Origin of the sequence: Oerskovia douganii (genome assembly GCF_015142735.1) — a bacterium.
Lineage (GTDB): Bacteria > Actinomycetota > Actinomycetes > Actinomycetales > Cellulomonadaceae > Oerskovia > Oerskovia douganii.
Map to the genome: position 1 here is coordinate 46,781 of NZ_JACSPN010000013.1, position 8,221 is coordinate 55,001.

An 8,221-nucleotide genomic window follows, 5' to 3' on the forward strand; every position below is an offset into this window, starting at 1 on the left:
CGCCGACGGGCCCGTCCCCGTGCCGACGGGTTTGCTCGCGCGCCGGGGGCGGGGGGGGGCGTCGGCGTCAGGCGAGGCTCGTCCCGTCGAGCGACGACCTCGGTTCCTGGTCGGGCAGCCGCACCATGCGGAACGAGGTGACGAGCCCGAGCAGCGCAGCGAGCAGGGGCACCAGCAGGGCGAGCTGGAGCGAGCGGTCGCGGGCGTCGTCGTTGATCGCGAGCACCTCGGCCTCGACCGCGGGGGGCTGTCCCGTGATCTGCTCGGCGAGCTGGGTGTTGCTCATGATCTCGGCGTCGTCCTCGAGCGCCGCGACGATCTGCTGCTGCTGCGCCGGGGGGATGACCTGGCTGGACCCCGTCATCTGGGTGAACAGGAGCGAGAGGGAGGCGAGCATGATCCCGCCGGCCATCGCGAGGCCGAACGAGAGCCCGAACGACCCGGCGGCCGAGTTGACGCCCGCGGCCTCGCTGACACGTTCCTCGTCGACGGGGGCGAGCGTGTAGTTGTTGAGCTGCGAGACGAGCAGCCCCAGGCCGCAGCCGGTGACGACGAGCGGCAGGACCAGGTACCAGCCGCTGTCGACCCGGGGGACGAAGGGGATGATGATCGCGATCCCGAGGCAGGCCAGCAGGAAGCCCGCCCGGATGATCACGGCGGGGCGCCGGCGCCCGGCCCTCCTGCCCGCGACGACCGCCGCGGCGAACATCGTCAGCGAGAGGGGGGACAGGGCCAGGCCCGCCTGGAGCGCGTCGTACTCGAGGGTCATCTGGAGGAACAGGGGCAGGGCGATCATCGCCCCGCCCAGGGTGACCTGCTGCAGCATCTGCCCCGTGACGCCCGTCGTGAAGGTCGGGTGCCGGAACAGGTCCGGGTCGAGCAGGGGGACCTCGCGCCGGCGCGCGCGTCGTACGAGCCACCGCGCGAGCAGCACGAGCGCGACGACGCCGACGAGCATGAGCAGCCCGACGTACTCGCCGCCCTCCTGCCAGACGAGGATCCCGAGCACCACGCCCCCCATGCCGACCACGGACAGGGCGGCACCGACGACGTCGACCTGGCGGGACCCGGTGTAGGGGACGTCCCGCACCAGGCGGATCTGGCTCAGGACGACGACGATGATGAGCACCTCGAGCCCGAACCCGACCCGCCACGACAGGTAGGTCGTGACGAACCCGCCGAGCAGCGGCCCGATCGCCGCGGCGATCGCGGCCGACGCGCCGACGAGCGCGTACGCCTTCTTCTGGTCGGCCCCCGAGAAGTTGCCGTGGATCAGCGACTGCATCGCCGGCAGGAGCAACGAGGCCCCGAGCCCTCCGACGACCGCCCAGAACACGATGATGGCGGTGAGGCTCTGAGCCAACGTCATGGCCAGCGCCCCGGCGGCGTAGGCGAGCAGGCCCAGGACGTAGGCCCGCTTGCGCCCCATCAGGTCGCCGACCTTGCTGTTGATCAGGATGAACGCGGCCGAGACGAGCGCTTCGAGCGCGATGGCGGACTGCACGCCGCTGGCGGTCGTGTCCAGGTCCCTGATGACTGCGGAGATCGACACGTTCATCAGGGACGTGTCCACGACCAGCACGAACATCGCCGCCGCGAGCAGCAGCATCAGCCGCCGGTTCCCCCGCCCAGCGGGGGCGTTGCCTTCCGGTCCCGTACCCATGGCGTGCGCCTCGGCTCTGGCTGGGCCGCCTGTCCGGGCAGGCGGCGTGGGCTCGAGGTCAAGGCCTTGGCCTCGAGGTCAGCCTAGGTACCCGGCTCCCTCCGCGCGCGCGGAGGGAGCCGGGTCGCCGGCGCCGGTTCCCCTCCTCGGTCCGCTACGCGCCGGCGTCCGCCGCTGCCTCCGGTGACCGCCACGGCCGGGGCGGCAGCCCCGGGGGCGGTCCCGTGGACTCGGGCGAGCACAGCGGCAGGCGTTCGCCCAGGATGCGCAGCGTCACCGAGCCCAGGACCGCCGCGACCAGCGACCCCACGAGGATGCCGATCTTCGCCTGCTCGATCAGCACCTCGTCGTCGAACGCGAGCTCGGCGATGAACAGCGAGATGGTGAACCCGATCCCGGCGAGCATCGCGCCGCCCAGCAGGTGCGAGTAGCGTACGCGCCCGGGCAGGTCTCCCAGGTTCAGCCGCAGCGCGAGGGCGGAGGCGCCGAAGATCCCGACGGCGTTGCCCACCACGAGCGCGACCGCGACGCCGATCGTCAGCCGGGACGTCATCGCGGCCGACAGCGACTCGGCGTCGAGCTGCACGCCCGCGTTGGCCAGGCCGAAGACGGGGACCACGACGTACGCGCTCCACGGGTGCAGGACGCGCTGGAGACGGTCGCTCGCGGGGACCGCTGCGCGCGCCGCGAGCTCGGTCAGGTGCTCGCGCTCCGCCGTCGTCTCCTCGCGCAGCCGCTGGGCGTAGCCCGGGACGTCGTCGACCTGGTCGCGCCGGGCCCGGCGCGAGGGGACGAGCAGCCCGACGAGCACGCCCGCGAGGGTCGCGTGGACCCCCGAGGAGTAGACCGCGAGCCACAGCGCCAGGCCCACGCCCACGTACGGCGCGAGGCGCCAGACCCCGAGCCAGCGCATCACGAGGATCGCGGCCACGAGCACGCCCGCGATCGCCAGCCCGGGGAGCCACACGCCGTCGTTGTAGAACACGGCCATGACCGTGATGGCCCCGATGTCGTCGACGACCGCGAGCGTCAGCAGGAACAGCCGGAGCCGGTCGGGGCAGCGCGGGCCGAACAGCGCGAGGACCCCGACGAGGAACGCCGTGTCGGTCGACATCACGATGCCCCAGCCGTGCTGCGCGTCGGTGCCGGCGTTGAACGCCAGGAAGACGAGGGCGGGCACCAGGAGGCCGCCCAGCGCGCCCAGCGCGGGGACCGCGACCGTCCGACGGTTGCGGAGCTCGCCGCTCGTGACCTCGCGGTTGATCTCGAGCCCGATGACCAGGAAGAAGATCGCCATGGCGGCGTCGTTGACCCAGTGGTGCAGGTCCATGTCGAGCGACCACCCGCCCAGGTGCAACCCGGCCGTGGTGGCCCACAGGTCGTCGTACGCGCCCGACCACGGCGAGTTCGCCCACACGAGCGCGACCACGGTCGCGGCGAGCAGCAGGACCGCGCCGCCGGCCTCGGTCGAGAGGAACTGCCGGACCGCGGGCGCGACGGGCCGCACGGGGAAGCGCAGCGGAGGACCGGGCCGCTGGTCGAGCGTCGGCAGCAGCGGGCGGTTCCCGGCGGGCGGGGTGGGCGGCTCGGGCGTCACCGCTCCACGGTCGCAGCGCGTCGCGCACGGCGCAACGGGCGGGACGCCCGCGCCCCCGGCCCGCGGATCGTGACAGGCTTGCCCCGAGGCCGTCCGGCGGGCGGCCGGTCCGTGCGCAGGCGAGGAGACGACGTGACGGCAGACCAGGTAGCGCCCGGGAGGACGACCCCCGGCCCGACGGCGCCGCCCCCGACGGGGCGTCCTGGCGCCCCCTCGGGAGAGCACCGGCAGGCGGCGGGGGCCGTCCGCGTGAGCGTCGAGCAGCACCGTCGCGAGGTCGAGGCGCTGCTCTGGCCCCCGTTCGCGGGGCGTGGCACCGACCGGGTGGCGCTCGCCGACGCGCTCGACCGCGTGCTCTCGGCGGACCTGCTCGCTCCGGTCGACCTGCCCTCGTTCCGCAGCTCGCAGATGGACGGTTACGCGGTGCGGTCCGCCGACGTGGCCCCGGCTACGGACGGGGCGCCGGTCGTGCTGCCCGTCGTCGCCGAGGTCCCCGCGGGCCCCGGGACCCCCGCGGCCCTGGCCCCGGGAACGGTGGCCAGGATCATGACCGGAGCCGTCGTGCCGGAGGGGAGCGACGCCGTCGTGCCCGTCGAGGACACCGACGCCGTGCGCTTCGGGGCGTACCCGGCCGGACCTGCGCGCGGGGCCGTCGGGACCCACGTGGGGGTGCTGGCGCCGCGGGCCGCCGGGGAGTTCGTGCGGGACGTCGGGTCGGACGTGCGCGGCGGCGACCTGGTGCTGCCCGCCGGGACGCTGCTGGGGCCGCACCACCTCGCGGCCGCGGCGTCGTGCGGCGTGGCCTCCCTCGACGTCCGGGCGCGGGTGCGGGTCGCGGTGGTCTCGACCGGGACCGAGGTGGTCGAACCCGGCCGGGCGGCGGCCACCGGGCAGGTGTACGACGCGAACCTGCACGGGCTCGCGGCCGCCGCACGACGTGCTGGAGCCGACGTCGTCCTGACGGGGCGGACAGGGGACGACCCCCGCGAGCTGGCCGCGCTCCTGGCACGCGCCGCAGAGGAGGCCGACCTGGTCCTCACGTCGGGCGGCGTGAGCCAGGGCGCCTACGAGGTCGTCAAGGACACCCTCGGGGACGGCGTGACCTTCCGGTCCGTCGCGATGCAGCCGGGCGGCCCTCAGGGCTTCGGGACCTACGAGGGCACGCCCATCCTCACGTTCCCGGGCAACCCCGTGAGCGCCCAGGTGTCGTTCGTCGTCTTCGCTCGCCCCGTCCTCGAACGGGCGGCGGGACGTCCCGCCCGCGAGGTCGAGACACGCACCGTGACCGGCGCGATCGACTCCCCGCCCACCAAGCAGCAGATGCTGCGCGGACGGCTCGGGCCCGGCGGGACGGTCGAGGTCGTCGGCGGTGCGGGCTCCCACCTCGTGGCGACCATGGCCGCGGCCGACGCGCTGGTCGAGGTCCCCGAGGACGTCGGACGTGTCGAGGCAGGGGAGAGCGTGCGGGTGGTGAGGCTGTGAGCGAGACCCCGAGAGAAGAGGACGAGATGACGGCGGACGACGTGTCCCGCGTGACGGTCGACGTGCTCGACGACTCCCTGGTGCGCGACGTGGAGGCGGCGGTGTCCTCGCGCGAGTGCGGCGCCGTCGTGACCTTCCGGGGCGTCGTGCGCGACGTCGACGGCGGACGCGACGTCACGGGCCTCGACTACGAGGCGCACCCCGACGCGACCGAGGTCCTGCGGCGGTGCTGCGCGGACGTCGCGGCCGAGACCGGGCTGCGTGTGGCCGCGGTCCACCGGTACGGCGTGCTGACGGTCGGGGACGTGGCCCTCGTCGCGAGCGTCGCCTCGGGGCACAGGGCGGAGGCGTTCGCGGCCTGCTCGCTCCTCGTCGAGCGCATCAAGGCCGAGGTGCCCATCTGGAAGCGCCAGCACTTCACCGACGGTGACTCGGAGTGGGTCGGGTTGTAGGGGCGCGGGCGTCGTCGACCGCACCCCGGCGAGGTGGCGTCAGACGCGGGGGTTGTCCTTCAGGAGGCCGAACCCGATGCCGACCAGCGCGCCCAGGATCAGGCCCGGTCCCGCGAGCACGACCGCACCCACCGCGACGCCGAGCACGGTCCCCAGGACGGTGCTCGGTCCGGCCGTGAGGCGGCTGGGGCCGGGGCGGTGGACGGGGAGGGCGTCCGTCCGGGTAGGGGGCTCGGTGGAGGTATGGCTGTCGCGGGGAAGGTCGAGGAGGGACACGCCTCCATCGTAGGGCTCGGGGCGTCGTCAGGCGCGGGATGCTGCGGCTCAGGGCACCCCGCCGACGATGATCTTGGACACGTCCCGGGTGCCGCTCAGCCCCCGATCGCCCCCATGCTGCGCTCGGTGCGTGCGAAGGCCTCGGGGTCGTCGGCCGGACCGCCGATCGCTCCCGTGTCCGGTGCCCCGCGGTCGAGGCCGTGCGCGAACGGCTTGGCCCACATGGCCCCCTGCCAGGCGGCGACGATCGCGGCGTCGGTGGCGGCGTCGTCGTGCCCCTCGGTGCGCAGGAGGGCGCGCAGGTCGACCTCTTCGTTCCCGAACAGGCACGAGCGCACGGTCCCCTCCGCGGTGAGGCGGGTCCGGTCGCAGTCGCCGCAGAACGACCGGGTGACCGACGCGATGATGCCCACGGTCGCGGGGCCGCCGTCGACGGCCCACTCCTCGGCGGGCGCCGACGGGTCCTCGCGCCCCACGGGGGTCAGGTCGAAGCGGGCGCCCAGGACGTCGAGCAGGCGCTCGGCCGAGACGAGCTGGTCCCGGTCCCAGTTCTGGTCCGCGTCGAGCGGCATCTGCTCGATGAACCGCAGCCGGCACCCGTGCTCGACGGCCCACGCGAGGAGGTCTGCCGCTCCCGCGAGGGTCTCCGGCATGAGGACCGCGTTGAGCTTGACGGGGGACAGGCCCGCGCCGAGGGCCCCCTGGATGCCCGCGAGCACCTGGGGGAGCCGGTCGCGGCGCGTGAGCTCGGCGAAGTGGCGACGGTCGATGCTGTCGAGCGAGACGTTGACGCGGTCGAGCCCGGCGTCGACGAGCTCGTCGACGCGCTTGTCGAGCCCGATCGCGTTGGTCGTCATCGAGATCCGCACGCCCGGGGCGGCCGCGCGCGTGCGTCGGACGATCTCCGCGAGGTCGGGGCGCATGAGCGGCTCGCCACCCGTGAACCGCACGTCCCGGATGCCCGCCCGGTAGCCGATCCCGACGAGCCGGCCGATCTCCGCAGGGGTCAGCAGGTCCTCGCGGGGGATCGCCGGGAGCCCCTCGGCGGGCATGCAGTACGTGCAGCGCAGCGAGCACTTCTCCGTGACGGACACGCGCAGGTCGTGCGCGACGCGTCCGTAGCGGTCGACGAGCGCCTCGGTGTCCGGGCGTCCCAGGGTGCTCGGTGCCCCGGTCGGGCGCACGCGGGGGAGCCCGAGGGCGACGGCAGTCATGCTCGCGAGTCTACGCAGCGGGGGCCGGGCGGCGCGTGGCGGCAGTGCTAGCGCGCGGTGCGTGCGTCGTACGCCTGCTGGGCGGCGGCGACCTGGGGGACGGCCGCCTCGAGGACGTCCAGGAGCCCGACGAGCTTGTCCGCGACGGCCCGGCCGAGGTCGGTGAGCGAGTACTCGACGTGCGGCGGGATGGTCGCGCGGACCTCGCGCACGACCAGGCCGTCCCGTTCGAGCCCCTGGAGGGTCTGGGCCAGCATCTTCTCGCTCACGCCGTCGATGCGTCGGCGCAGGGCGTTGAAGCGGACGGCCCCGTCGCGCAGGCCGGCGACGGTCAGGACACCCCAGCGGCCGGTCACGGTCTCGAGCGCGTGGCGGGACGTGCAGCCGCGCTGGAACACGTCGGCGATCATCTCGTCGGACGGTCCCGTCGGGTCGGTCGCGGGCTGGAGGGTGGTCACGGGATCAGCCTAGCGTGCAGGCCGATCGTGAGCACTGTGACTTCGGTTGCACTGCGGATCGGATTGCACTTACGAAAAGTTAGTGCCAGGCTGTCGCGGTACCCACCACCCCTTCCAGGAGGACCACATGATCGCCGTCACCGCCGCCACCGGACACCTCGGACGCCTCGTCGTCGACTCGCTCCTCGAGCGCGGCGTCGCCCCCGAGGGGATCGTCGCGGCCGTCCGCACCCCGGCCAAGGCCGCCGACCTCGCCGAGCGCGGCGTCGTCGTCCGCGAGGCCGACTACTCGCGACCCGAGACCCTCGCCCCTGCGTTCGACGGGGTCGACGTGCTCCTCCTGGTCTCTGGCTCCGAGGTGGGGCAGCGGGTCCAGCAGCACGCGAACGTCGTCGAGGCCGCCCAGGCCGCCGGTGTCCGCCACCTCGTCTACACGAGCGTGTCGCAGGCCACGACGTCCACGCTGGTCCTGGCTCCCGAGCACAAGGCGACCGAGGAACTGATCGAGGCGTCGGGCCTGACCGCGACGATCCTGCGCAACGGCTGGTACACCGAGAACTACCTCGGCACGGTCGAGCAGGCGCGCGAGACCGGCGTGGTGCTCGGCAGCGTCGGCGACGGCCTCGTCGCGTCGGCGAGCCGCAAGGACTACGCGGAAGCGGCCGCTGCGGTCCTCGTCGCGGCGGACGCGGACCCCTCGCTCGAGGGTGCTCTCCACGAACTCTCTGGCGACGTCGCGTGGGACCACCCGTTCCTGGCCGCGACCATCGGCGAGATCGTGGGCCGCGAGGTCGTCTACCAGGACGTGACCCCCGAGGTCCACACCCAGGCCCTGCTCGACGTGGGCCTCGACGAGGGGACCGCGGGCTTCGTCGTCGCGCTCGACGCGGGAACGCGTGCCGGCCTGCTCGGCCAGACGTCGGGTGAGCTGTCGCGCCTCATCGGGCGCCCGACGACGCCGCTCGCCGAGGGTCTGAAGGCTGCGGTGAGCGTGACGTCGGCCGCGTGACGCCGGGTTGCTGCCGACCTCTCGCCGGGCCGGGGGGGGGGGGGGGGGGGGGGGGGGGGGGGGGGGGGGG

8 protein-coding genes are annotated in these 8,221 nt (G+C 74.3%); 3 read left to right on the top strand and 5 right to left on the bottom strand.

What is annotated here, in order from left to right; genetic code table 11:
• Nucleotides 1-67: 67 nt before the first annotated feature.
• Nucleotides 68-1,663 carry an MFS transporter gene (locus H9623_RS10995; RefSeq protein ID WP_227748524.1) on the bottom strand — a complete coding sequence of 532 codons (1,596 nt, stop codon included), beginning with the start codon at nt 1,661-1,663 and terminating at the stop codon, nt 68-70.
• Nucleotides 1,664-1,817: 154 nt separating this feature from the next.
• On the bottom strand, nt 1,818-3,260 hold the full coding sequence (nhaA, locus tag H9623_RS11000; RefSeq protein ID WP_321575399.1) for a Na+/H+ antiporter NhaA: 1,443 nt from the start codon (nt 3,258-3,260) through the stop codon (nt 1,818-1,820).
• Nucleotides 3,261-3,392: 132 nt separating this feature from the next.
• On the opposite strand from nhaA, the gene H9623_RS11005 reads away from it, so the two are divergent.
• Together H9623_RS11005 and H9623_RS11010 are read left to right on the top strand one after the other, a co-directional pair.
• A complete protein-coding gene (locus H9623_RS11005) occupies nt 3,393-4,742 on the top strand; it encodes a molybdopterin molybdotransferase MoeA (RefSeq protein WP_321575400.1) in 1,350 nt (449 codons plus the stop codon).
• Nucleotides 4,739-5,194, top strand: a complete 456-nt coding sequence (locus tag H9623_RS11010) for a molybdenum cofactor biosynthesis protein MoaE (protein ID WP_456093953.1) — start codon at nt 4,739-4,741, stop codon at nt 5,192-5,194. The genes H9623_RS11005 and H9623_RS11010 overlap by 4 nt, the downstream gene beginning before the upstream one ends.
• 39 nt (nt 5,195-5,233) lie before the next feature.
• Here the strand turns inward: H9623_RS11010 and H9623_RS11015 are convergent, their stop codons facing one another.
• The 3 genes from H9623_RS11015 to H9623_RS11025 form a co-directional block, all read right to left on the bottom strand.
• Nucleotides 5,234-5,470, bottom strand: a complete 237-nt coding sequence (locus H9623_RS11015) for a hypothetical protein (protein WP_193720085.1) — start codon at nt 5,468-5,470, stop codon at nt 5,234-5,236.
• A gap of 95 nt (nt 5,471-5,565) precedes the next feature.
• The gene (gene moaA, locus H9623_RS11020; protein WP_193720086.1) at nt 5,566-6,684 is read right to left on the bottom strand and encodes a GTP 3',8-cyclase MoaA; all 1,119 of its coding nucleotides are present in this window, start codon (nt 6,682-6,684) and stop codon (nt 5,566-5,568) included.
• A gap of 47 nt (nt 6,685-6,731) precedes the next feature.
• Nucleotides 6,732-7,142 (bottom strand): winged helix-turn-helix transcriptional regulator, encoded by a 411-nt coding sequence (locus H9623_RS11025; protein ID WP_321575401.1) that lies wholly within the window; start codon nt 7,140-7,142, stop codon nt 6,732-6,734.
• A 127-nt stretch (nt 7,143-7,269) separates the two neighbouring features.
• On the opposite strand from H9623_RS11025, the gene H9623_RS11030 reads away from it, so the two are divergent.
• Nucleotides 7,270-8,151 (top strand): SDR family oxidoreductase, encoded by an 882-nt coding sequence (locus tag H9623_RS11030; protein ID WP_193720087.1) that lies wholly within the window; start codon nt 7,270-7,272, stop codon nt 8,149-8,151.
• Nucleotides 8,152-8,221: the final 70 nt, after the last annotated feature.

Excerpts from the sequence above, each read along its gene's own strand:
- moaA (WP_193720086.1), bottom strand. The coding sequence starts at position 6,684 with ATGACTGCCGTCGCCCTCGGGCTCCCCCGCGTGCGCCCGACCGGGGCA.
- H9623_RS11030 (WP_193720087.1), top strand. The coding sequence starts at position 7,270 with ATGATCGCCGTCACCGCCGCCACCGGACACCTCGGACGCCTCGTCGTC.
- H9623_RS10995 (WP_227748524.1), bottom strand. The coding sequence starts at position 1,663 with ATGGGTACGGGACCGGAAGGCAACGCCCCCGCTGGGCGGGGGAACCGG.